The 23,301-nt window shown below is 60.0% G+C and carries 19 protein-coding genes; all 19 read right to left on the bottom strand.

Annotated elements, in window-relative coordinates; all coding sequences use genetic code 11:
- Window positions 1-24: 24 nt before the first annotated feature.
- A complete protein-coding gene (locus tag BK662_RS27920) occupies window positions 25-393 on the bottom strand; it encodes a flagellar protein FlaG (RefSeq protein WP_123360224.1) in 369 nt (122 codons plus the stop codon).
- A 71-nt stretch (window positions 394-464) separates the two neighbouring features.
- On the bottom strand, window positions 465-1,310 hold the full coding sequence (locus BK662_RS27925) for a flagellin domain-containing protein (RefSeq protein ID WP_123360225.1): 846 nt from the start codon (window positions 1,308-1,310) through the stop codon (window positions 465-467).
- A gap of 247 nt (window positions 1,311-1,557) precedes the next feature.
- The gene (locus tag BK662_RS27930) at window positions 1,558-1,824 is read right to left on the bottom strand and encodes a hypothetical protein (protein WP_123360226.1); all 267 of its coding nucleotides are present in this window, start codon (window positions 1,822-1,824) and stop codon (window positions 1,558-1,560) included.
- Window positions 1,821-3,113 carry a motility associated factor glycosyltransferase family protein gene (locus BK662_RS27935; RefSeq protein ID WP_123360227.1) on the bottom strand — a complete coding sequence of 431 codons (1,293 nt, stop codon included), beginning with the start codon at window positions 3,111-3,113 and terminating at the stop codon, window positions 1,821-1,823. Before BK662_RS27935 ends, BK662_RS27930 begins: the two co-directional genes overlap by 4 nt.
- 82 nt (window positions 3,114-3,195) lie before the next feature.
- Complete coding sequence (locus BK662_RS27940; RefSeq protein WP_007894181.1) at window positions 3,196-4,122, bottom strand: ketoacyl-ACP synthase III; 927 nt, start codon at window positions 4,120-4,122, stop codon at window positions 3,196-3,198.
- Window positions 4,123-4,351: 229 nt separating this feature from the next.
- Window positions 4,352-5,404: a pseudaminic acid synthase gene (pseI, locus tag BK662_RS27945; protein WP_123360228.1), complete on the bottom strand. Its 1,053-nt coding sequence runs from the start codon at window positions 5,402-5,404 to the stop codon at window positions 4,352-4,354.
- The gene (gene pseG, locus BK662_RS27950; protein WP_123360229.1) at window positions 5,401-6,900 is read right to left on the bottom strand and encodes a UDP-2,4-diacetamido-2,4,6-trideoxy-beta-L-altropyranose hydrolase; all 1,500 of its coding nucleotides are present in this window, start codon (window positions 6,898-6,900) and stop codon (window positions 5,401-5,403) included. Before pseG ends, pseI begins: the two co-directional genes overlap by 4 nt.
- On the bottom strand, window positions 6,897-7,592 hold the full coding sequence (gene pseF, locus BK662_RS27955; RefSeq protein WP_123360230.1) for a pseudaminic acid cytidylyltransferase: 696 nt from the start codon (window positions 7,590-7,592) through the stop codon (window positions 6,897-6,899). The genes pseG and pseF overlap by 4 nt, the downstream gene beginning before the upstream one ends.
- A gap of 6 nt (window positions 7,593-7,598) precedes the next feature.
- Window positions 7,599-8,762, bottom strand: a complete 1,164-nt coding sequence (gene pseC, locus BK662_RS27960) for a UDP-4-amino-4,6-dideoxy-N-acetyl-beta-L-altrosamine transaminase (RefSeq protein WP_123360231.1) — start codon at window positions 8,760-8,762, stop codon at window positions 7,599-7,601.
- Window positions 8,759-9,760: a UDP-N-acetylglucosamine 4,6-dehydratase (inverting) gene (gene pseB, locus BK662_RS27965; protein ID WP_123360232.1), complete on the bottom strand. Its 1,002-nt coding sequence runs from the start codon at window positions 9,758-9,760 to the stop codon at window positions 8,759-8,761. Before pseB ends, pseC begins: the two co-directional genes overlap by 4 nt.
- A 30-nt stretch (window positions 9,761-9,790) precedes the next feature.
- Window positions 9,791-12,727: a TIGR00180 family glycosyltransferase gene (locus BK662_RS27970; RefSeq protein WP_123360233.1), complete on the bottom strand. Its 2,937-nt coding sequence runs from the start codon at window positions 12,725-12,727 to the stop codon at window positions 9,791-9,793.
- A gap of 51 nt (window positions 12,728-12,778) precedes the next feature.
- Entirely contained in the window at window positions 12,779-13,516 is a 738-nt protein-coding gene (locus tag BK662_RS27975; RefSeq protein WP_123360234.1) for a cephalosporin hydroxylase family protein, read from the bottom strand.
- A 17-nt stretch (window positions 13,517-13,533) separates the two neighbouring features.
- Complete coding sequence (locus BK662_RS27980) at window positions 13,534-14,604, bottom strand: class I SAM-dependent methyltransferase (protein ID WP_123360235.1); 1,071 nt, start codon at window positions 14,602-14,604, stop codon at window positions 13,534-13,536.
- Complete coding sequence (locus BK662_RS27985) at window positions 14,594-15,451, bottom strand: NAD-dependent epimerase/dehydratase family protein (RefSeq protein WP_123360236.1); 858 nt, start codon at window positions 15,449-15,451, stop codon at window positions 14,594-14,596. Before BK662_RS27985 ends, BK662_RS27980 begins: the two co-directional genes overlap by 11 nt.
- The gene (locus BK662_RS27990; RefSeq protein WP_123360237.1) at window positions 15,448-16,674 is read right to left on the bottom strand and encodes a class I SAM-dependent methyltransferase; all 1,227 of its coding nucleotides are present in this window, start codon (window positions 16,672-16,674) and stop codon (window positions 15,448-15,450) included. Before BK662_RS27990 ends, BK662_RS27985 begins: the two co-directional genes overlap by 4 nt.
- Entirely contained in the window at window positions 16,671-17,231 is a 561-nt protein-coding gene (locus BK662_RS27995; protein WP_123360238.1) for a dTDP-4-dehydrorhamnose 3,5-epimerase family protein, read from the bottom strand. The genes BK662_RS27990 and BK662_RS27995 overlap by 4 nt, the downstream gene beginning before the upstream one ends.
- Window positions 17,228-18,310, bottom strand: coding sequence for a CDP-glucose 4,6-dehydratase (gene rfbG, locus BK662_RS28000; protein WP_123360239.1), 1,083 nt, complete (start codon window positions 18,308-18,310; stop codon window positions 17,228-17,230). The genes BK662_RS27995 and rfbG overlap by 4 nt, the downstream gene beginning before the upstream one ends.
- Window positions 18,292-19,065 carry a glucose-1-phosphate cytidylyltransferase gene (gene rfbF, locus BK662_RS28005; protein WP_123360240.1) on the bottom strand — a complete coding sequence of 258 codons (774 nt, stop codon included), beginning with the start codon at window positions 19,063-19,065 and terminating at the stop codon, window positions 18,292-18,294. Before rfbF ends, rfbG begins: the two co-directional genes overlap by 19 nt.
- Window positions 19,066-19,344: 279 nt before the next feature.
- A partial coding sequence (locus BK662_RS34955; RefSeq protein WP_259695962.1) for a beta strand repeat-containing protein occupies window positions 19,345-23,301 on the bottom strand: 3,957 nt, incomplete at its 5' end.

Consider the following 23,301-nt stretch of genomic DNA (forward strand, 5'->3'; position numbering starts at 1 on the left):
TAGCAACAATATTCATGCCAGCTGTCAGACTTTCGCGCTGAACAACAAGCTGCTTGCATCATTCAAACTATTGGCCAGTTTCAGGACTTCTTCATTGGGGATCTGGCGAACCACCTCACCCGAGTCACTGGCGATAACCTTGACAACTACTTTGCCTGAAGGCTCGTCAATCGAGAACTCCAGATTGCGCTTGACCGACTGAACGAACTTTTCAATTTCCTGAACGGCCATCTTGAGTTTGTCCTGCTCGGATACCGCGTCTTTCTTTTGTTCATCCTTGACCGGCGCCACCACAAGGGCATCGGTTCGAGGCTTCTCCACCGACTTGTCAGCAACAGTCGTCGCCGGCTTCGCAGCTGGATAAGACAAGTTCAGCTTCACGCTCATATCCATGTCCATCACCTCTTAAAGTAAAAAGCGAGAGAGTGCGACAAGCGCACTCCCCCGCCAAAACTCATCAACTATTACTGAAGCAGTTTCAGTACAGCAGATGGCAGTTGGTTGGCCTGGGCCAGAACTGCGGTGGAAGCTTGTTGCAGAGTTTGTTGCTTGGTCAGCTGTGCAGTTTCAGCAGCGAAGTCGGTATCTTGTACGCGGCTCAGTGCAGCACTGGCGTTTTCGTTGATGTTTTGCAGGTTGGAGATGGTGGTCGAGAAACGGTTTTGAGCAGCACCCAGGTCAGCGCGAGTGGCGTTGATGTTTGCCAGAGCAGCGTCGATAGCCGAGATAGAGGCATCAACGTTGGTGTGGTTAACACCGTTGGAAGTGCCGGAAATGGCAGTACCGGTCATGCCCAGGGCGCTGGCGTCGAAGCTGGTCGACAGGGTCAGAGTGATCTGGTTGTCGGAAGTGGTGTTCGAACCTACCTGGAATTCCATCGAACCAGCAGTACCGTCGATCAGCGCTTTGCCGTTCAGGTTGGTCGACTGAGCGATACGGGTCAGCTCAGCGATCGACTGTTGGTATTCTTTGTCCAGAGCGGTACGGTCAGCAGTGCCGTTGGAGTCGTTACGCGATTGCAGCGAGATTTCACGCATACGCTGCAGAATGTTGGTCGACTCTTGCAGAGCGCCTTCAGCGGTCTGAGCGATCGAAACACCGTCGTTGGCGTTTTTGATAGCCATGGTCTGGCCACGGATCTGCGAAGTCATACGGGTAGCGATCTGCAGGCCGGCGGCGTCGTCTTTGGCGCTGTTGATTTTCAGGCCGGAGGACAGGCGGGTCATCGAAGTCGACAGAGCGTCGGAGGCCTTGTTCAGGTTCTTCTGAACACTCAGGGAAGTAGTGTTGGTGTTTACTGTTAAAGCCATGACGAATTCCTCGTTGGTTGGGTACTGCGGCTTCCGGCCCTGGCAACCGCCCGGATGGCCTAGAGAACCTTCGTAATAGTTATCGTCGCCAACGCAGGTTGCTTTAGGGGATTTTGAAAATTTTTTGCCATCACCCTGCCACCCCCTGTAAAACCGAGGCTTAGCGACGATCCAACCACCAAAAAATGACGCCAGAGAACTGCCACAACCCTTTCTTACAGCCCGCTCCTGCTGATCTGTCACGGCATTACGCGGAATTGACAGCCATCAGCAAATCGACCAGTTCGTATTCAAGGTAGTCTGCCAGCGCCAGCCAGTCCTGTCGCTCCTGGCTATCCAGCATGCCTGTCAGCAATGCCATCCACCGGGCCGCGATCTGGCTGCCTGCCCCGCCGACCCGCGACTGCACCCGCTCCGCTACCTCGACCATGACCAACGCCGCCTCGACATCCCTTCCCAAGCGAAACAACGCGGAACATTGCCGGGCCTGATCAACGAGTAGCACTTCGCTCATCGACTGAACTCCGGATGAAATGTCGTGCCGGCAATCATGGCCCCGGCTCGACTGCTGTTGTAGAAGACGACGTGCGGATGCGCAGCGATATAGCGCTCCAGCTCACACAGGTAGCTGCGGAAATTGAGCTGAGTCTTGACCCGCTGCCCATTCCCGTCCAGCACCCAATGGCGAGCCGCGCCCAATTGGGGGCCGAGGTCGCCGTCACCCCAGCCAGCATGGGTCTTGTTGTTGGGGAACGCGAAGTCAGCCCCGAACAGCGTGATCTGACCGGCCCCCATTTTCACCGCCAGGTCCACCGCCGGATGAATCACGCTACCGCCTGCAAACAGCCCTGCCCGTGGGAGCTGCTCGCGCAGATCCCGGAAAACCGGGCTTGCCGAGTAGGCCACATAGCGTTTGCCTTGCCAGGCCTGCAGCACGACAGGGTCCACCAGCGGCATGTAAACCAGCGTGGTATTGGCGCTGTCTTCGGGTGGCAGATGGCGCAGCGAAATACGCTGATCAATCGTGACGACCACATCCGGCTTGATGCCGTGCTCGATCAGCGGCTGGTAAGCGGTATCGACACAAACGAACAGTGGGCGCGGGGTCTGGCCGCGAATTGATCGCAAGGTCACGAAGTGCTGTTCCAGGCTCGGCCCGGTGGCGATGACGAACATCGGCCGGCCAGCCTGTGTTGCGAACAATTGTGCGGCGTCACTATCGACGCGGATCTGTTCGACACTTTCCAGCAAGCGCGACGCTATTTCCGGATTGTCCGGATTGAACTCACGGTTGTTGAACCCAAGGTGGGTTTCGCTGATCAAGCGGTCGCGGATCCTGGCATTGTAATCATCGGCCAGCACCAGCTCCGAAGGCAGGGCAAAAAAAGGCAAACAAATTTCAGCCAGATCACCGGCGTAGTGCAACTGGACACGCGAATCGCTGAGCCACGGCTGCTGATCAAGCAATTGCAAGACCAGCGCAAACACAGCGCCGTTGAGGATATGTACATGCAACTGAATCAGCTCGGAACGCTGCAGCAGTTCCAATTGCAGATCACCCAACCCTGTGCCGTAAACGTGCAACACCGGACTGTCGACCGGCAAGCTTTCGGCCTGAAGCTGCGCTTCGCGGGTGCGGTCATGGCGACTGGTCAGCTGAATGCCGTTGATGCTCAGGGTCGAGCCAAGCCCTTCCACCAGATCAGCCTGCAACGGGCCCGGATCTTCAACCAGCAGACGCTCAGCCACGGCCGGCCAGCGACGCTGGATGAGTTCGGCATTGGGTTGAAAAAACTCGCTCATGGCGCCTCGCTGTGATTCGGGCAAAAAAATAGCGCTCAAGGTTACACCTTGAACGCTTTTTTTGTGCCTGGCTTTTAGAAGATCAAGGACGATAGATGATCGCCGAACCCCAAGACAAACCAACACCGAAACCGCTGAGTGCCACACGCTTCCACTTGGAATCGAGTACATGTTTTTCCAGCAGCAACGGAATGCTCGACGACACGGTATTACCGGTTTCGACCATGTCCTTGATGAACTTCTCGGGCTCGCCCTCGAAGCGTCGTGCCACGGCATCGACAATCGCCGCACTGCCCTGGTGAATGCAGAAGGCATCGATATCGTCAGCCGTCAGGCCCGAGTCAGCGAGCAGTTCATGCAAATGCGCCGGCACTTTGAGCAGCGCGAAGTTGAAGACCTGACGGCCGTTCATGAAAAACACCCCGTCGGAAACCTTCAGGTGCGGCGCGCCGGAACCGTCGGTGCCGAACTTGGCCTTGCCCAACTGCCATGGCGCGTCTTCGCCCATCCAGGTGGCAGTGGCGGCATCGCCAAAGAGCATGGTGGTGTTACGGTCTTCCGGGTCGACGATCTTGGAGTACGGATCGGCAGTCACCAGCAAGCCATTCTTCAGGCCTGCGGCTTCCATGAAACCCTTGATGGCGTAGATGCCGTAGACGTAACCGGAACAGCCCAAGGAAATATCGAACGCTGCCACGGTCGTCGGCAGGCCCAGTTTGTCCTGAACGATGGCGGCGGTGTGGGGCAGGCCTTCTTCGTCGCCGTTCTGAGTAACGACGATCAGCACGTCGATGGCTTCACGCTTCAATTCGGGATTGTTGGCGAACAGCGCGTTGACTGCTTCGACACACAGGTCCGAGGTTTCCTGACCGGCATCTTTGCGCGGCAGAAAGGCCGAACCGATCTTGCCCAGGATGAACTCTTCATCCTTTTCGAATTTTGCACCTTGTGCGTAATTGTCCACGCCGGCTACAGGAACGTAGCTCGCAATGCTCTTTATGCCAATCATTACGGCTTCCCAATAATAAACAGCCCAATACCACCGCTCGCAAGGATTCGAGGGGCGCCGACAAACAACGAATAACGTCGCCCTCAAAGGGTGACAGCGGGAAGAATAAAAGGCCAACACTGGGCTAAAAACAGTCCAGGCGCCATCTCCCCCTTTTTATACAATACAGTGAAGATGCGCGTTATGACTCGCAGGTCACGCTATTTTGCCGAATCAGCCCCCCAAGGCGTTATTCGACCAGTGGCCAGTCCAGCGGCGTTCCGCGCTTGATGGCCTGGCGGGCGCGGCGCCCCAGAAGGGTTTCAGCGTGTTTGGGGGCAAGCCCCAGGCCAGGACGGATGGCCCGTAGATTGGCGACGGTGAAAGGTTCCCCGGCGGCCATGTCCTGAGTGACGTACAGCGAACGACGGTATACCAGAGACTTGCGCTCGGCCTCGGTCACGCCGTAATGCACCTGGCCCATCGCCTGCCAGGCCCGTTCGGTTTCGATCACCAGACTCGCGAGTTCAGCGGGTTCCAGGGAGAAACTGGCGTCCACCCCACCGGCGGCACGGTCTAGGGTGAAATGTTTTTCCACCACCGTCGCCCCCAGCGCTACCGCGGCAACGGACACTCCCACCCCCATCGAATGATCGGACAAACCGACTTCACAGCCAAACAGCTCCCGCAGATGAGGGATGGTGCGCACATTACTGTTGGCTGGCGTCGCCGGGTAAGTGCTGGTGCACTTGAGCAACACCAGGTTCTTGCAACCGGCCTCACGGGCGGCGCGCACGGTTTCATCGAGCTCGGCGATGCTGGCCATGCCGGTGGAAATGATCAGCGGCTTGCCGGTGGCAGCGACCCGCCGGATCAACGGCAGATCGGTGTTCTCGAAACTGGCGATCTTGTAGGCCGGCACATCCAGGCTTTCGAGGAAGTCCACCGCAGTGTCATCGAACGGTGTGGAGAAGGCCAGCATGCCCAGCTCTTTGGCCCGGGCGAAAATCGGTGCGTGCCATTCCCACGGCGTATGGGCCTTCTCGTACAGCGCGTACAGCGAAGAACCGGCCCACAGGCTGTTGGGGTCCTTGATGAAGAACTCGCCTTCGCACAGGTCCAGCGTCATGGTCTCGGCTGTATAGGTTTGCAGCTTCAAGGCATGCGCGCCGGCCTTGGCCGCGGCTTCGACAATTTGCAGCGCCACGTCCAGTGACTGGTTATGGTTGCCGCTCATCTCGGCAATGATGAACGGCGGCGCATCGGCCCCGACGGTGCGGTTGCCGATCTTGAAACTGGTCATGGGTGATCCTTTAAAACACGTGTAAACGCACAAGCACTCTGAGTGAAACCTGCCTCGCGGAAAACTTTCAGCGACGCTTGGTTGGCCGGCAGCACCTGAGCGGTGATGGCTTCCAGTCGCGGCCAATGAACGGTGACGAAGGCTTCGCCCCGCGCCAGCAACGCCCTGCCCCAGCCCAGGCCGAATCGGCCTTCGATCAGATAAATCGAGACTTCGGCTCGCGCATCGTCGAGGTCATAACGCAGCACACCGACCGGGCCATCATCCGCCTCGGCGATCAACAGCAGCCGCCGAGAATTGCTCAGGCTCGCGGCCAGCCAGGCCTGATGCCGTTGCCAGTCGATGATGTGGGTGTCCAGCGACCAGCGCCGAACCGCTTCGGCATTGCGCCCGTCGAACAACAGTTGCGCATCGTCCTGAGTGGCCTGACGAACCTGCAACACCGCTCCCGCCAGCGCTGCCGCCACCCGCTGCGCGCCACGGCCATCGACCAATTGCCGCGAGCGTTCGGCCAGACTCTGACGAATCCCCTGATTGCCCACCACAAAACCGATGGTCTGATGCAACTGCTCGACGCTGACTCGCTCACGGTTGCCCAGGAACACATGAGCACCCGAGGTCGCCATGACCTCGCCGTTGGCCTGCTGATTATTCGAGACGGCAATGCAGATCGTCGGCAGCCCCATGGCCGCCCGCTCCCAGCTGGTACCGCCACCGGCACCGATAAACAGATCGGCCTCGGTCATCAGCTGGTAGAAATCGCCGACAAAACTGTGCAGGCGCCAGTTCGGGCGATAGTCCACCAGACTCTGCATCTGTTCCCAGGCTGGATTGTCGGCACCTGCCACGAAATCGACTTCCAGCTCATGGAAGTCCGCCAGTGCCAACATCGCGTGGTGGGTCTGCATGGCCGCATCGAAACCGCCGAAGTTCACCAGCACTCGCCTGGCCCGAGGTTTGATCTCGATCGCCGGGCAACAGAATTCATCGCGCAGCAGGGCAAAACGTGGACCGAGTAAAGTCTGGCAATCGGGCGTCAGCAGTGAGGCATAAGCCTCTGGCGTGCCCGACAGATTTTGATTGAGCAGCAGATCGACGCTGTATTGCCGAGTGGCCAAATCGTCCACCGCCGCGATACGCGAAGCCCAGCGGCGGGCCGCGGTCTGCCAATGGTGATCGAGACCATAGTGGTCGACGATGATCCAGTCGAAAGCTGGATGACTTTCCAAGGCTTGCCCCAGCGCAGCGATGTCCGCCTGCCACGGCAGCATCGACTCGATGGCCTGCTGCGGGTCTTCATCGGGATAGCGCTCCGGCAGCGCGAAAGTCTCGAAATCCTCAGACTGCAGACTGTCCAGCCGATGTCCCGGCAACTGACGACACGCGAAGGCAACATGCGTGCCCTGCTTGCGCAATACCCTGGCCAGGGTCAGACAACGGGCGATATGGCCGCTGCCAATGGTCGGTGATGCATCCGCGCGGATCAGCACTCTCATTGCAACTCACCTCCCGCCTTCAAGGCGGCGTAGAGGTATTCGGCGCGTTGCCAATCCTCAAACGTGTCGATGTCCTGCACCAGATGCCGCGGCAGAATCACCGGCAGGCTTGCCGGCGAGAACAGCACATCGCCACGCAACCAGGCCTCGCTGCGTCCCCAGTAGAACTGGCCGGCATCTTGAAAGGCCTCGGCCAAGTCCTGGGAACGGGTCTCGCGAAATTCCGGGTAGAGCGAGGTCAAGGCGCCCTGCTCGTCGAGGGTCAAGGCCCGTTGCACCGGGAAGCCAAAACCGGCGACTGAAAACGCGAAAGATTTGTCCGGGTGCTGCACCAGCAACTCATGCCCCTGACGCAGATAACGCGCTTGCAACAACGGCGCCGTCGCGTAGATGCAGCACGCATAGTCGAACGCTGGCAATTGCTTCAAGGTATGCACAATCACCGCTGCAGTCCCGGTGAAATCGTCGGCAAGCGCCGCGGGCCGCATGAACGGCACTTGAGCCCCATTGGCCCGTGCGACCTCGGCGATCTCTTCATCGTCGGTGCTGACGATCACCTGGTCGAACAGGTTCGACTCCAGCGCCGAGCGAATCGAACGGACGATCATCGGCACGCCGTCGAACGGCTTGAGGTTCTTGCGCGGTATTCGCTTGCTGCCACCACGGGCCGGAATGATCGCAACGCAGCTCAAGAGTCACTACTCCTCAAGGATCAGTCGTCGCAATTGCTCGACCACATAATCCTGTTGTTCATCGCTCAGCAGAGGAAACAGCGGCAGGCTGATGGCCTCGGCGTAATAACGTTCGGCCTGGGGGAAATCCCCCTCGGCAAAACCCAGGTCGCGATAATACGGCTGCAAGTGCAGCGGAATATAGTGCAAGTTCACACCCACCCCTGCCGCTCGCAAGCCTTCAAACACCTGTCGATGGCTGAGGGTGATCCGCTCCGGCTGCAAGCGCACCACGTACAGATGCCACGCCGACTCGGCCTCGGGCTGCGCGCTGGGCAAGGTCAGCGGCAAGTACGCCAGCAACCGCTCATAACGCGCCGCCAGCTCACGCCGACGCTCGATGAAACCATCGAGCTTGTTGAGCTGCGACAGACCGAGGGCCGCTTGCAGGTCGGTGATGCGGTAATTGAAGCCCAGTTCCACTTGCTGGTAGTACCAGGGGCCGTGGCTGGGTTCGGTCATCTGCGCAGGGTCACGGGTCATGCCGTGGCTGCGCAGGCGCTGCAAGCGCTCGGCCAGTTCCGGGCGATTGGTCAGGACCATGCCGCCTTCGGCGCTGGTGATGATCTTCACCGGGTGGAAACTGAACACCGTCATCGCCGCGAATTCACCACACCCCACCGGACGCCCGGCATAGGATGCGCCGACCGCGTGGGAAGCGTCCTCGATCACCGTAAAACCATAGCGCTCGGCCAGTTCGGCGATCATGCGCATATCGCAGCTCTGCCCGGAGAACGCCACCGCCACCAGCACTTTCGGCAGTTTGCCGTCGCGCTCGGCGATCTCAAGCTTCGACGCCAAGGTGCAGGCGTCGAGGTTCCAGGTCAGCGGATCGATGTCGACGAAATCGACCTCGGCGCCGCAGTAACGCCCGCAGTTGGCCGAGGCCAGAAAGGTGTTCGGCGTGGTCCACAAGCGATCGCCTGGCCCGAGGCCGGCGGCGAGGCAGGCAATGTGCAATGCCGCCGTGGCGTTACACACCGCCACCGCGAAATCGGCCTGGCAACGCTCAGCCATGGCCTGTTCGAAACGCTCGATGGTCGGCCCTTGCGTCAGCCAGTCGGACTGCAACACGGCAATCACCGCGTCGATGTCGGCCTGATCGAGGCTTTGCCGACCGTAGGGAATCATGCCGACAGCTCCGCGTGCAGATCAGCGATCTGACCTATCGACAGGAAATGCGGGTTGGTGTCGGAGCGGTACTCGAAATCTTCGCTCACCGGCCGGCCCTGCTCGCCCAGTTTGTCCACGGCAAAATCCACGTCGACGCTGGTGAAACGAATCGAAGGCTGAATGGTGTAGTGATCATCGAACTCCAGGGTCATGCGCGCGTCGTCCAGCGGCACCATCAGTTCATGGAGTTTTTCCCCCGGACGAATGCCGACGTTTTTGTGCGACAAATGTTCAGCCATGCCCTGCGCCAGATCGACGATGCGAATCGACGGGATCTTCGGCACAAACACTTCACCGCCGTGCATGCGAGCGAAGCTGTCGAGCACAAACTTCACACCGTGATCGAGGGTGATCCAGAACCGCGTCATGCGCTCGTCGGTGATCGGCAGTTCTTTGGCCCCCTCGGCAATCAGTTTGCTGAAGAACGGCACTACCGATCCACGCGAGCCAGCGACGTTGCCATAGCGCACCACGGCAAAGCGAGTCTGCTGTTCACCGGCAATGTTGTTGGCGGCCACGAACAGTTTGTCCGACAGCAGCTTGGTCGCACCGTACAGGTTGATCGGGCTGGCGGCCTTGTCGGTAGACAGCGCGACAACTTTTTTCACGCCGTTGTCGATGGCCGCTGCAATGATGTTTTCCGCGCCATTGACGTTGGTGCGGATGCATTCGGTGGGGTTGTATTCCGCCGCCGGCACTTGTTTCAAGGCTGCTGCATGCACCACGTAATCGATGCCGCGCATGGCCTGACGCAAACGCTCGGCATCGCGCACATCACCGATGAAGTACCGCATGCACGGTGCGTTGAACGTCTGCTGCATCTCGTACTGCTTGAGCTCATCGCGGGAAAATACCACCACGCGCTTGGGCTGGTATTGCTCCAGCAGCCGGCGGATGAAATTGCGCCCGAACGAGCCGGTGCCGCCGGAGATGAAAATCGATTTACCGTTGAACATGCCTTGAGTCCTTTTACCTGTCAGCCAGGCTTATGCGAGCAACTGCGCCCAGTTCACGCTGGTCGGTTCGCCGAGAGTAAAGCCCTTGCCGGTCAAGGCCAGGTTCTGGTTGCAGGCTGAATCCTGTTCGAAGCGGGCGTTCCACTTGTCACGCAGGGCAGCTGCCGCCTGCGAGTGATCCGGCAAAGTGCCGGGATGGACGATTTGCACTTGCGGCGTCCATACGGTCAGCAACCCGGCATCGGCGACTTTCAGGCACAAGTCGACATCGGCATACGCTTGCTCGAAATGCTCTTCATCCAGCCCGCCCAGTGCGTCGAACACCTCTTTGCGTACCATCAGACAAGCGTCGGAAACCGCCGAATAATTCTGCTCGACCAACAGTCGATGCATATGACCCGGTGCGTCTTTTTTCTCGCCGACGAACGCAGATGCCACGCCGTCTCCCAGCCCCAGAATCAAACCCGCGCCGGTCACGCTGCCCTCGCGATCAACCAGCTTGGCACCCACCACACCCACCTCAGGACGCTGAGCCTGGTTGAGCAAGGTTTCGATCCAATTGGCATTGACCACCTCGGCGTCCGCCGCGAGCAGTATCAGGTACTCACCTTGCGCCCGCAGGGCGGCCTGGTTGAGCAGTGCTGACGGGCTCACGCGCTGCTCGTTCTTGATCAGGCGAATCCGCCCGCGGCCGTTTTGCTCCATGCTGTCGAGCCACGTCAGCAGATCGGCGGACTGACTGTGATTGTCGGCGATGATAATTTCGTTGTTCTGATAGCGCGTGCGCTGCAATACGCTCACCAGGCAGCGCTGCAATTGCTCCTGACAGTCTTCGCTGCGCACGATAATCGACACCTTCGGACGCTGCGCGTGGCGGTAGTCGACCCGCAAGCCACCGAACGCTTCGGCACTGACCTGCGCCTGATAACCACGGGTTGCCAGGTGGCGTACCAGCGTTTGTCGTTGGTGCTCGTTCGGCGCCAACTCCACCGCCGGGGTGATGAGCAGTGGCTCGGCCAAATGCGCCAGCCCCGCCAGCCCGCCAGCTTCGATCAGGCGCAGCAGCAGGTCGAATTCCAGTGCATCGCTGAACTCGCGGGCATATCCACCGACATCCACCAGCACCTCGCGTCGGATCAGCCAATGCCGGGCGGTCAACGTCGGCAGACTTTGCAGAAGGTCGAGGTTGAAGGCCGGACGGAAAACCTCGGTCAATGTGCCATTACTACGGCGATGAATCTCATCCATCGCCACCGCATGGCAACCTTCGGCGTTCTGCAATTCAAGGCTTGCGCGCAGCAAGCCCGCAGCCGTGAATTCGTCACCGGCCTCGGCCAGCAGCAGCCAGTCCGAAGTCGAGCGCTGGGCAATCTGGTTCAGTCTATCGACGTAGTTACTTGCGCTGACCTTTACAAAATGCACGGTATTTTGTTCGGTGGTGACGTCAGGCAAATCACCGGTGGTGAAGACCACCACCTTGAAGGCGCGGAAAGCGCTTTCCATCAGACTGTCGAAGGTGACCTGCAACTTGTCCATGTCGGCTTCAAGGTCCAGCAACAGAATGCCGAACTGAGGTCCACCTTCGTTGGCCGCCAGGTGCTGATTGATTTTCCGAACCGCGGTGTCGTTCGGCTGGCGTGCCTGTAACCAGTTCAACAGCCGGCCGGAGGGCATGCTGTCCAGCAACTGACGGCTGTCGTAGGTCGGTAGGCTGCCGAGGCGGGCAATCCAGTCCGTCAATATTTTCGCATCGGCGCTCTCGCCCATGTCCAGCAGCTGCTGCGCCAGTTTTTGCACGACCTGACGGTTGAATGCGCCCAACTGCACGGCATGCAGCAAACGGGTCTGGATGGTCTCGGCCGTGTCATTGGAATAGGTGCGCTGCAACGTATGCTGCTGAAGTAATGCACCTTCCATTTCTTCCAGCTGCAAGCGTCCGGCCGGCATCGCATGGAGCAGGAATTCGCACTCGGTCAGCTGATCAAAAAACGCCTGGTTGTAGAACGGCATCTCAACATATTGCTGAGTGCCGAATGCGCGTTTCGGGCCGATGGTGGGATCTTTCCAGTAGGACTCGAAGATCGGCTCGATCGTCAATGCATTGCGCGTGGCCAGGCTGTCGGCCAGCGCCTGGAAACTTTGCAGGGCGAACTCGGCGGTCTGCGCCTGGTCCAGGCCACTGATGTCGGTCGGCAGCGTGGCGAGGAAACCGGCAAAGCGCTCACGTTCGGCGACGGAGCGGGCGTCTTTGAAACTCAGGACGTGAATGATCTCGGTATTGTGATCCGAACGGCCGTAGTTGACCTCCCGCACCACATAAGGCATTGGCAGAATCCGCGCCTTGGCCCGCGCGAGCATGTAATACACATGGCCGATTTCCTGCCACTCGAAAATCGTGCCCTCCGGCATGGCCGCGTACCAGTCCTGCAACAGCGAAGTGCGGTGCACCGCATAGAACGGCGGAATGTACTGGCCCATGTAGTCGAGCACACGATCCTGTGCGCGCTCGGCGCTGTAATCCTCTTTCACCTTCTTGTCGCGACGGTAGTACTGCACATAGTTGGAGTGCGTCAGGTACATCAGGCAGTAGCCGTGGCACATGCCGTAATCGGGGTTGGCCTCGAGGAAGTTCACCGACTCGGTCAATGCATCGTGCAGCAGGAAGTCATCGTCAGCGGCCAGCACCATGTAAGGCGTGGTGACCTGGCTGGCGCCATATGCAAGCTTTTGCTGAAAACCCGTATAGGTGAATTGCGGCAAATGGCGATAGTCGACCGACGGAAAATCGTCCGCGATGCGTTCGTCGCCCTGCACGGACGAATCCAGTACCAGCACCTTGGCGGAGTAACGGCTGTAGTACTGCAAGGCGCGTCGCAGGAACGCCCTGCGGTTGTGGGTGATAACCACCACCGTGAACAGCTCGTTCAGCGGTGTCACGTTGGTTTGAGTGCTGCTTTGAACCTGCATTTTCCTATCCCCACAACCGGCCGATCGCCAAGTACCTGAAGCTGTTTTTGATTAACGAACGCGACGCAGATAACCGTCCGGCGCTACGGTGATCAGCAGCTTGTTTTGCAATTGCCGATCGATTTCGAAGTCTTTGTTTTCTTCCAGGTATTTCCACACCGCGGTTTTCGGGTTGTCGCCCGGTCCCCATGGACGATCCGGGAAAAAGTCGGCCGGCATGTCTTCGACCACGGTGTCCATCACCACGCAGTAGCTGTCCACCGAGACCAGTGGCGCGTACAGACGCAGCTCTTCGAGCACGTGATCGTGGGTGTGGTTGGAGTCCAGCACCAGAATGACTTTCTTGCCTTCGGCCGCGGCGCACACTTGTGCGGCGATCACCGGATCAATGCTCGAACCTTCGATCATCGAAATGCGTTTGCTCATCGGGTGGCTTTCGATGGCTTCACGGTTGTGCGCACGGATGTCGAGGTCGATGCCCAGCACTTCACCGTGGCCTTGCAGCTCCAGCAACGATGCGTAGTAGATGATCGAACCGCCATGGGCGATGCCGCACTCGATGACCAGATCCGGTTTGACCTGCCAGATGATCTCTTGCATGGCCATCATGTCTTGCGGCAACTGGATGATCGGACGCCCCATCCACGAGAAGTGGTAGCTGTATTTGTGCTTCGCCGATTCGTTGAAGAACTCTTGGGCCAGGCCGGTGAGTTTCTGGTCGTCACCTTGCTGGGCGATCTGTTCCCGGCATTCGGCTTCGAAGGCTTTGTTGATGCTGTTGTCGGTCATTTCAAAATGCTCAATGGTCACTGGAACGAAGCGCTGTCGACGGCGTGATAGACGTAGCGTCCACCGGTCATCCGCTTGATTTCTTCGAGGTAATTGGAGTTCATCACAAACAGGTTGGCACCTTCGGGCAAGGCATCCATGGCCTCTTGCGGCGAGGACACCCGCACGCCGCTCAGGGGCAGATATCGGCCCTGTTTGGCCGGATTGATATCCACCACGCGATCCACCGCCACGCCCGCCCGTTGCAGGAACAGCGAATAAATCACGCCTTTGGACGACGCCCCCCAGATCGCCGAACCCTGCGCGGGTGCGGCCTGGATGATCTGCACGGCGCGGTCGAGGCTGGTGGTGAAACCTTCGGGCAGCGTCAGGCGCGGCACCGACTGTTCCGGGGTCAGGCGCAACGTCGACAGGTCGGCGACGATGTACAGGTATTGGCCACCGAACAGGTGACCGGCCTCATGCACCGTGCCGAACATCCGGCGCAGGTCATCGAGGCGGAAATAATTGACGTGCTCATAGAACAGGTCGAACCAGGCACGGTGCTCGAGAATCCAGTCCAGGCATGGCACTTCGATGTAGATCTGCCCGCCCTGATTGGCCTCGGCGATTTCGGCAAGGAAGCTCACCGGATCCTGAATATGCTCCAGCACATGGCGCAATACGATGGCGTCCGCCGCAAGACCGAGGCCACGGGTGAACGGAGCCGCGATCACGTCGGCATTGTCGCCCTCGTAAGCCGGATCGATGCCGGTGATCGAGTAACCCAGGCCTTTGAGCAGCTCTAGAAAATACCCCTTGCCGCAGCCGACTTCGATCAGTTCCTGCCCCTTGAAGTGTCGGGCAATGATCCCTTCGACATCGCTCAGGTGCTTCTGGAACTGGACGGAGTGCGCCTGCTCGTTCTGATAGTCGGCGTCGTAGCTGAGCTTGTCGGCATCGAAGGCCTGATTGAAGATCAGCCCGCTCGTCTCGTCCTGCACCAACACCATGTCGGCGCTGGCCGAAGCCCTGGCCGACTCCGGGTCGGCAAAGGTACGGTTCTGCAACACCGGCAGGTCGGCGACCCGATACAACTCATGCCTCATGCTTTGCTCCCAGTAGCAGTTGCAAGCGGTCCGCCACGCCCCAGAACGCCATCGGCTCATGGGTCGGGTATGGGTAATGGCCCAGGTTCAAACGGATCGACGCGCCACGTTCACGCAGCCATTGTTCGACCAGTGCTCTGACCGATATCGGCCGGCCGCTGGAACAATTGATCACGCCGTCAAAATCGCGCTGGTGCAGGATTGCGGCGAGGTAACCGGCGGCCGTGTCGATCGCCAGGTAATCGCGCAACTGCTCGCCGGCCGACATGTTGAAGCTGTCGTCCCCGGCCTCGATTGCCCGGTCCAGTGCTGCCAGCAAACTGTTGGGGTTCTGCCCTTCTCCATGCAGGTAAAACAGCCGCGCCCATTGCAGGGTGAATGGCTGTTGGCGCTGCAGGTTTTCGAGGAACAGACGCAAGGTGTTCTTGGCCAGCCCGTAAGGGTTACCCGGCCGCGCCTCGGTCTGCTCGCTGAGCGGCCCGCTCTGCAGGCCGTATTCGAAACAGGTGCCGGTGACCAGCACTTGCGACACGCCCGCCTCGACCACGCCCTTGATGAACCGGTAATCGGCCATCAGGTTGTGCTCGAAGTGAAACAGCGCCTGATAGTTTGGCAAACCCGGCCACGCCAGATGCGCCAGGGCGTCGATGTCCTCGGTCAGCGCTGCGATGTTCAGATCGTCGGCGTGAATATCCGCCGCGATGAACTCCACAGCTTTGATCCACGGCAAACTCGCAGCGGCTTCGGCGTTACGCGCCACGGCCCGGACTTCGCAGCCACGGGCGAGCAAAGCTTCGACCAAATGGCAGCCGACGAACCCGGTGGCACCGGTCACGAGTACCTTCACAGGACGGTCAACTCAGGCACGGCGATTACGAAACGGCCATCCCACTGCCGTACTTGTGCCAATTGCTGACTGACTTCGTGCAGCAAATTCCACGGCAGAACCAGCACGTAATCCGGTTTCTCCAGATCGATCTGCGCCGGCGAAACGATCGGAATGCGACTGCCCGGCAAATACTTGCCCTGCTTGTGCGGATTGGCGTCGGCAACCCAGGCCAACAGGTCAGGTTTGACCCCCGCATAATTGAGCAACGTGTTGCCCTTGGCCGCCGCGCCATAACCGACCACGCGCTTGCCATCGGCCTTGGCCTGCAACAGGAAGCGCAGCAGTTCGTGCTTGATACGTTCAGCTGCTGGCGTCAGGGTCGCGTAGTACTCGGGCGTCTTCACCCCGGCGTCCAGTTCGGCCTGCAACTGTTGCTGCACGGTCGCTTGTACGGCGCGGCGTTCACCGTCCTTGCGCTGCACGAACACCCGCAGCGATCCGCCGTGGGTCGTCAGCTGGCTGACGTCGAACACCTCCAGGCCATTGCGCTCGCACAAGGTCTGCACGGCGGTCAGGGACAAATAGGAATAGTGCTCGTGATACAGCGTGTCGAACTGCTTCCCCGCCATCAGCGACAACAGTTGCGGGAACTCGAACGTCGCCACACCGGTCGGTTTGAGCAAGCTTGCGAATCCGCCGAGGAAATCATTGATATCCGGCACATGGGCCAACACGTTATTGGCAGCCATCAGGTCAGCGGCCCAGCCTTCGCTGTGCAGTTGCGCAGCGGTGTCGCGACCGAAGAACAGTTCGCGAATCTGCAGGCCTTTTTCCCGCGCCGCTTGCGCGGTGCTGCGGGTCGGTTCAACGCCCAGGCATGGGATGCCGCGACCGGCCACGTACTGCAGCAAGTAACCGTCATTGGCGGCGATTTCCACCACACGGCTGTCGCCGGTCAGGCCGAAGCGCTCGACCATCTCTGCCACATAGCGCTCGGCATGGGCCAGCCAGGTGCTGGAGAATGAGCTGAAATAGGCGTACTCGGCGTCGAACAGGCTGTCGGCGCGGGTGTAATCCTCAGTCTGCACCAGCCAGCATTGCTGGCACACCGCGACCTTCAGCGGCACCCATTGCTCGGCTTGCTCCAGCTGATCGGCGCGCACGTAGGCGTTGGATGGCGGCGAGGTGCCGAGATCAATCAGCGGCAAGGCCAGAGGAGTACCGCAACCACGGCAGTTCATAGACGCACTCCAGCGAAGTGTTCATCGAGCAAGGGATGGCTGGAATCCCGCGCCGACAGATTATTGACAGGCAACGGCCAGGCAATGGCCAGCCGTGGATCGTTCACCGACAACCCACCCTCATGCCCAGGCGTGTAATCGGCGCTGTGCAGATAGAGCAATTCGGCGTCATTGGTGAGGGTCTGGAAGCCGTGGGCGAACCCGGCCGGAATCAGCAAGCTGCGGCCGTCCCCGGCCTTCAGGTGCTCGGCGTGCCAAGACAGGAAGGTCTCGGAGTCGAGCCGCAAATCCACTGCCACATCCCAGACCTCGCCGCGCAGGCAGGTGATCAACTTGGCTTCCGGCGCATTGGCGTTCTGGTAATGCAGGCCTCGCACACTGCCCCGCTCACGGGTGCAGGAATGGTTGATCTGGCGAATATGAAACGGCTGGCCGAAGGCGCTCAGGCTGCCTTCGCAGAACAGCCTCGCGAAGTGCCCGCGATCATCCTCGAAGCGTTTGTGCTGCACGCTGAACAGACCGGCCAGCGGCAAGGCTTTCAACAGAAATTCGCTCACAGCGCGCCTCGGTACAGGTTCAACTGGCCCAGGGTGACTTCACGCATGTCATCGCCGTTCTGCCACGCCAAGTGCCAATCGAGGGTCTGGGTCAGGCACTGCTGCAACGACCAGCGCGGTTGCCAGGCCAACAGTTGACGGGCGCGACTGCTGTCCAGGCGCAACAGGCCGGCCTCGTGCAAATCACTCGGTTCGATGCGCAAGCCGCGTGCTTGCGGCCAGCGGCTGGCGAGCAGCTCGACCACTTCGCCGACGCTGCACATGTCTGCTTCGCTCGGGCCGAAGTTCCACGCGCCGGAAAACGCCGGGCCTTGCTCATAGAGGCCTGCGGCCAATTGCAGATAACCGGCCAGCGGCTCCAGCGCGTGTTGCCACGGGCGCACGGCTTGCGGGTAGCGCAGGGTCACGGGCTCGTCTGCGGACCAGGCCTTGAGCACGTCAGGAATCAAGCGTTCAGGTGCGAAGTCACCGCCGCCCAGCACGTTACCGGCGCGCGCGGTGGCCAACGCCAGGCCGTGTTCGGCGTACTTGTCAGCCGGGAAAAACGACGCGGCATAAGACTGCGCCAACAATTCACAGCAAGCCTTGCTGCTGCTGTAAGGGTCATGACCGCCGAGGGCTTCGTCTTCGCGGTACGGCCACAGCCATTCCTTGTTGGCGTAGACCTTGTCAGTGGTCACCAGCACGCAGGCGCGCACGCCACCGACCTGGCGGATCGCTTCGAGCAGGTTGAGCGTGCCCATGACGTTACTGGAATAGGTGCCAAGCGGATCGCGATAGCCTTCGCGCACCAGCGGCTGGGCCGCCAAGTGCAGGACGATTTCCGGCTGGGTTTCGGCGATCAGTTCCAGCAAGGCGCCGAGGTCACGCAGGTCGCCGCGCTGATCGTTGATGCCCTCGTGTACCCGCGCCAGTTCGAACAGATTCGGCCCGGTCGACGGGTCGAGGGCAAAACCGCTGACCTCGGCACCGAGGCTTTGCAGCCACAACGTCAGCCAGCTGCCCTTGAAACCGGTGTGACCGGTCAGCAGAACCCGTTTGCCGCGCCAGAACTCCGGACTCAGGCCCATTGCTTCCATGGGGCCTCCCCGCTCTGCCACAGTGCTTCTAGGTGGTTTTTGTCGCGCAGGGTGTCCATCGGGTGCCAGAAGCCTTCGTGCTCGAAGGCCTTCAACTGTTCATCTTGGGCCAGACGGGTCAAGGGCTCGGCTTCCCAAGTGGTGTCATCACCGCCGATGTACGGCAGCACTTTCGGCGACAGCACAAAGAAGCCGCCATTGATCCAGCCACCATCGCCACGAGGTTTCTCGGTGAAACCGAGCACCTGATCGCCGTGACGCTCCAGGGCACCGTAACGGCCCGGCGGTTGTACGGCAGTGACGGTCGCCAGACGACCGTGGGCGCTGTGGTAGTCCACCAGTTGACGGATATTGATATCGGAGACGCCGTCGCCGTAGGTAAAGCAGAAGGCGTCTTCATCCTTGAGGTAACGGCCGGCGCGCAGCAAGCGGCCACCGGTCATGGTTTCCTCGCCGGTGTCGATGAGCGTGACGCTCCACGGCTCGCTGTAGTTCTGATGCACGTCCATGCGGTTGTTGCGCATGTCGAAGGTGACGTCGGAAGTGTGCAGGAAGTAATTGGCGAAGAAGTCCTTGATCGCATAGCCCTTGTAGCCAAGGCAAATCACGAAGTCATGAATTCCGTGGGCGGAGTACTGTTTCATGATGTGCCAAAGAATTGGCTTGCCGCCGATCTCGATCATCGGCTTGGGCTTGAGGTGCGACTCTTCGCTGATGCGCGTGCCCAGGCCACCCGCCAGAATTACTGCCTTCATCGTCTCCCCTCTTGTTCTTCACAGAGCTCGGCCAAGCTATTTCAGGCTTTTGCGGGCTGTCTGGCTAAAACGCTCTGCCGTGTCAGGCGCTGGCAAACCGGCCGCAGCGCTCGTTTTATGGCGATATGAGGGGGACTTGCAGGAAACGCGCCAGCTCATGAGTCCAAATAGAAGGCACAAAAAAGGGACGAAGCCGGATCATACAGACCGGGTTCGCCCCCAAGCGTAAAGCGGACACCTTCAATCCCGTTGCAGGAGAGGAGGTGTCTGATTCAGGTATCAGCCGAACATGGCAAATGCATCGCCATTGGCCGGCAAGTTGAAGAGCTGGCCATCCGCCGTCTGGATTTGCTCGATGGTATCGGAACCGGCAAACCAGTCCTTGAGCTGTACACCTTCCTGCGGAACCTCTCCTGGACTAACACTCGATCTGTGCAGGTAGAGGTCATTACCGACTCGATCAACCAGCAGTTCGGCACTACTGATGTACGACAGCACTATTTTGTCGGAGCCGCTGACACCATTGTCCTGGATCGTCACCAATGCCGAGGTGTCGACGTTGTAGGTATCGTCACCCTCGCCACCAAAGGCCGAGCCACTGGCTTGCAGAACCAGCTTGTCATCGCCAGCCCCACCAAATAGCGAAAAGCCCGAGCCCGTGCCGGTCAGCAGATCGTTGCCGTCACCACCGTCGGCCATGCCGTGAACCACCGTGATGACGTCGCCCCCAGCTTCACCATAGGCCTGGCTGCCCTCGTCGTTGCCAGCGGTGACAATGGTGTCGTTGCCATTGCCGCCATACAAGGTGTCAGCCTGCGGCCCATTGATCACACCATCAAGGGTGAATGGCCCGATCTGGGACACCAGCCCGCCGTAGAGGTAATCGTTGCCGTCGCCACCATAGATGACGTCGTTACCCAACCCGCCTTCAAGGTAGTTGACGTTGGCATCACCGGTCAGCGTGTCATTGAAGTGACTGCCCACTACGCGCTCGATGTTGCTCAATACATCACCTTGCGCATCGCCACCCTGATTGACGCCAGTCAACAGGTTGATGTTCACGGCGCTGGCACTGGTGATGTACATGGCGCTGTCCTGACCGTCGCGGCCGTCAATCACATCCGCACCTGCACCACCGATAAAGACGTCACCGAACCGCGAACCCGACAACGTGTCATCAAAGTTGCTGCCCTGAAAGAACTCGATGTTGGTGAAAGTGTCGCCCTCGGCATCACCGGCGTTGGCATTGGTGGTCAGGTCGATGGTCACCGCTGCGTCCGAAAGCTCGTAACTGACCAGATCCTGCCCAACGGCACCGTCCAGGCCCATGGCGGTGGTACCACCATAGAAAATGTCGTTGTAGCTCGACCCCTTGATCGCTTCGATGTCGGTGAAGGTGTCGCCCGCCCCGATCCCGGAGTTCACGCCGGTCTTCAGGTTGACGGTCACTGCCACGGTGCTGTCGGTATAACCTGCCGTGTCATAACCGGCACCGCCGATGAACTGGTCGGCACCCGCGCCACCGTACAGCGTGTCGTTGCCAGAACCGCCGGTGATGATGTTGTCGCTGGCGTTGCCCCAACCGGTGTACGCGCCACTGCCGGTGAAGGTCAGGCGCTCGATGTTGGTGGCCATGAAAGTGTGACTGGGGTTGACCGCCGACACGCGCATTTCATCGTTGCCGCCATCGGCCAGCTCGACGATGGTCGGCGTGGCACTGGTGTTGATGTAGTAGATATCGTCCCCGGCACCGCCTTCGAATGCCATTCCGCCCAGTGCCACGGTGAAGCTGTCGTTGAACGCCGAACCGATGACTCTTTCGATGTTGGTCAGGGTGCTGCCTTCGGCATCGCCACCGGTGCCGGCCAGGCCCGTACCCAGACGGATATCAACGTTCACCGCAGCGGCCGACGTCGAGTAGTCGACCGTATCGGTACCGACCCCGCCGTCGAAGTCCGTGCCTCGACCATCGCCGACAAAGGTGTCGTTGTAGTTCGACCCCTTGATCGCTTCGATGTCGGTGAAAGTATCACCCGCCCCGATCCCGGAGTTCACGCCGGTCTTCAGGTTGATGGTCACTGCCACGGTGCTGTCGGTATAACCTGCCGTGTCATAACCGGCACCGCCGATGAACTGGTCGGCACCCGCGCCACCGTACAGCGTGTCGTTGCCCGAGTTGCCGGTGATGATGTTGTCGCTGGCGTTGCCCCAACCGGTGTACGCGCCACTGCCGGTGAAGGTCAGGCGCTCGATATTGGCGGCCATGAAAGTGTGACTGGGGTTGACCGCCGACACGCGCATTTCATCGTTGCCGCCATTGGCCAGCTCGACGATGGTCGGCGTGGCGCTGGTGTTGATGTAATAGATATCGTCCCCGGCACCGCCTTCGAATGCCATTCCGCCCAGTGCCACGGTGAAGCTGTCGTTGAACGCCGAACCGATGACTTTTTCGATGTTGGTCAGGGTGCTACCTTCGGCATCGCCACCAGTGCCGGCCAGGCCCGTACCCAGACGGATATCAACGTTCACCGCAGCGGCCGACGTCGAGTAGTCGACCGTATCGGTACCGACCCCGCCGTCGAAGTCCGTGCCTCGACCATCGCCGACAAAGGTATCGTTGTAGTTCGACCCCTTGATCGCTTCGATGTCGGTGAAAGTATCACCCGCCCCGATCCCGGAGTGCATGCCGGTCTTCAGGTTGATGGTCACTGCCACGGTGCTGTCGGTATAACCTGCCGTGTCATAACCGGCACCGCCGATGAACTGGTCGGCACCCGCGCCACCGTACAGCGTGTCGTTGCCCGAGTTGCCGGTGATGATGTTGTCGCTGGCGTTGCCCCAACCGGTGTACGCGCCACTGCCGGTGAAGGTCAGGCGCTCGATATTGGCGGCCATGAAAGTGTGACTGGGGTTGACCGCCGACACGCGCATTTCATCGTTGCCGCCATCGGCCAGCTCGACGATGGTCGGCGTGGCGCTGGTGTTGATGTAATAGATATCGTCCCCGGCACCGCCTTCGAATGCTATCCCACCCAAGGCAACGGTGAAGCTGTCGTTGAACGCCGAACCGATGACTTTTTCGATGTTGGTCAGGGTGCTACCTTCGGCATCGCCACCGGTGCCGGCCAGGCCCGTACCCAGACGGATATCAACGTTCACCGCAGCGGCCGACGTCGAGTAGTCGACCGTATCGGTACCGACCCCGCCGTCGAAGTCCGTGCCTCGACCATCGCCGACAAAGGTGTCGTTGTAGTTCGACCCCTTGATCGCTTCGATGTCGGTGAAAGTATCACCCGCCCCGATCCCGGAGTTCACGCCGGTCTTCAGGTTGACGGTCACTGCCACGGTGCTGTCGGTATAACCTGCCGTGTCATAACCGGCACCGCCGATGAACTGGTCGGCACCCGCGCCACCGTACAGCGTGTCGTTGCCCGAGTTGCCGGTGATGATGTTGTCGCTGGCGTTGCCCCAACCGGTGTACGCGCCACTGCCGGTGAAGGTCAGGCGCTCGATATTGGCGGCCATGAAAGTGTGACTGGGGTTGACCACCGACACGCGCATTTCATCGTTGCCGCCATTGGCCAGCTCGACGATGGTCGGCGTGGCACTGGTGTTGATGTAGTAGATATCGTCCCCGGCACCGCCTTCGAATGCCATTCCGCCCAGTGCCACGGTGAAGCTGTCGTTGAACGCCGAACCGATGACTCTTTCGATGTTGGTCAGGGTGCTGCCTTCGGCATCGCCACCGGTGCCGGCCAGGCCCGTACCCAGACGGATATCAACGTTCACCGCAGCGGCCGACGTCGAGTAGTCGACCGTATCGGTACCGACCCCGCCGTCGAAGTCCGTGCCTCGACCATCGCCGACAAAGGTATCGTTGTAGTTCGACCCCTTGATCGCTTCGATGTCGGTGAAAGTATCACCCGCCCCGATCCCGGAGTGCATGCCGGTCTTCAGGTTGATGGTCACTGCCACGGTGCTATCGGTATAACCTGCCGTGTCATAACCGGCACCGCCGATGAACTGGTCGGCACCCGCGCCACCGTACAGCGTGTCGTTGCCCGAGTTGCCGGTGATGATGTTGTCGCTGGCGTTGCCCCAACCGGTGTACGCGCCACTGCCGGTGAAGGTCAGGCGCTCGATATTGGCGGCCATGAAAGTGTGACTGGGGTTGACCACCGACACGCGCATTTCATCGTTGCCGCCATTGGCCAGCTCGACGATGGTCGGCGTGGC

Origin of the sequence: Pseudomonas frederiksbergensis, assembly GCF_003732275.1 — a bacterium.
GTDB classification, from domain to species: Bacteria; Pseudomonadota; Gammaproteobacteria; order Pseudomonadales; family Pseudomonadaceae; genus Aquipseudomonas; species Aquipseudomonas frederiksbergensis_H.

Coding starts and splice junctions, on each gene's coding strand:
- BK662_RS27920 (WP_123360224.1), bottom strand. CDS start 393: ATGGATATGAGCGTGAAGCTGAACTTGTCTTATCCAGCTGCGAAGCCG.
- BK662_RS27925 (WP_123360225.1), bottom strand. CDS start 1,310: ATGGCTTTAACAGTAAACACCAACACTACTTCCCTGAGTGTTCAGAAG.
- BK662_RS27930 (WP_123360226.1), bottom strand. CDS start 1,824: ATGAGCGAAGTGCTACTCGTTGATCAGGCCCGGCAATGTTCCGCGTTG.
- BK662_RS27935 (WP_123360227.1), bottom strand. CDS start 3,113: ATGAGCGAGTTTTTTCAACCCAATGCCGAACTCATCCAGCGTCGCTGG.
- BK662_RS27940 (WP_007894181.1), bottom strand. CDS start 4,122: ATGATTGGCATAAAGAGCATTGCGAGCTACGTTCCTGTAGCCGGCGTG.
- pseI (WP_123360228.1), bottom strand. CDS start 5,404: ATGACCAGTTTCAAGATCGGCAACCGCACCGTCGGGGCCGATGCGCCG.
- pseG (WP_123360229.1), bottom strand. CDS start 6,900: ATGAGAGTGCTGATCCGCGCGGATGCATCACCGACCATTGGCAGCGGC.
- pseC (WP_123360231.1), bottom strand. CDS start 8,762: ATGATTCCCTACGGTCGGCAAAGCCTCGATCAGGCCGACATCGACGCG.
- pseB (WP_123360232.1), bottom strand. CDS start 9,760: ATGTTCAACGGTAAATCGATTTTCATCTCCGGCGGCACCGGCTCGTTC.
- BK662_RS27970 (WP_123360233.1), bottom strand. CDS start 12,727: ATGCAGGTTCAAAGCAGCACTCAAACCAACGTGACACCGCTGAACGAG.
- BK662_RS27975 (WP_123360234.1), bottom strand. CDS start 13,516: ATGACCGACAACAGCATCAACAAAGCCTTCGAAGCCGAATGCCGGGAA.
- BK662_RS27980 (WP_123360235.1), bottom strand. CDS start 14,604: ATGAGGCATGAGTTGTATCGGGTCGCCGACCTGCCGGTGTTGCAGAAC.
- BK662_RS27990 (WP_123360237.1), bottom strand. CDS start 16,674: ATGAACTGCCGTGGTTGCGGTACTCCTCTGGCCTTGCCGCTGATTGAT.
- rfbG (WP_123360239.1), bottom strand. CDS start 18,310: ATGGAAGCAATGGGCCTGAGTCCGGAGTTCTGGCGCGGCAAACGGGTT.
- rfbF (WP_123360240.1), bottom strand. CDS start 19,065: ATGAAGGCAGTAATTCTGGCGGGTGGCCTGGGCACGCGCATCAGCGAA.